This window comes from Oleiphilus sp. HI0043, assembly GCF_001634935.1.
This window is the reverse complement of record NZ_LWEY01001017.1, coordinates 1-304: the sequence shown is the minus strand read 5'-3', so window position 1 is coordinate 304 and position 304 is coordinate 1. Positions and strand designations below refer to the sequence as shown.

Below are 304 nucleotides of genomic sequence, written 5' to 3'. Positions count from 1 at the left end.
GCACCATGACCAATTGAGCGACTTATCGTCTCGGCATCTTCACGAGCAGACACGACAGCAACCGGAATTGAAGGAAATTTCTCACGTACTGTCACCAAGCCAAATAGGTCTTGGCTGCCGGGCATATGCAGATCAAGTAGTAAAAGGTCTAGCTCCGGGTCTTCAGCAATGGCTGCCAGAGTCGTCTCCAGGTCAGACGATTCAGTGATCGTAACGTTTTCAAAGTGGGCGTTAATAATTTCTAACAAGGCACTGCGAAAAAGTGGATGATCATCTGCGATATGAAAATGGTACATAAGTTCTC

Annotated in this window: 1 protein-coding gene; it reads right to left on the bottom strand. The window is 46.7% G+C overall.

The window, feature by feature from the left end; genetic code table 11:
* Positions 1-296: response regulator (locus A3729_RS10860; protein ID WP_156497890.1), on the bottom strand; the 296-nt coding region annotated here is incomplete at its 3' end.
* Positions 297-304 lie beyond the last annotated feature (8 nt).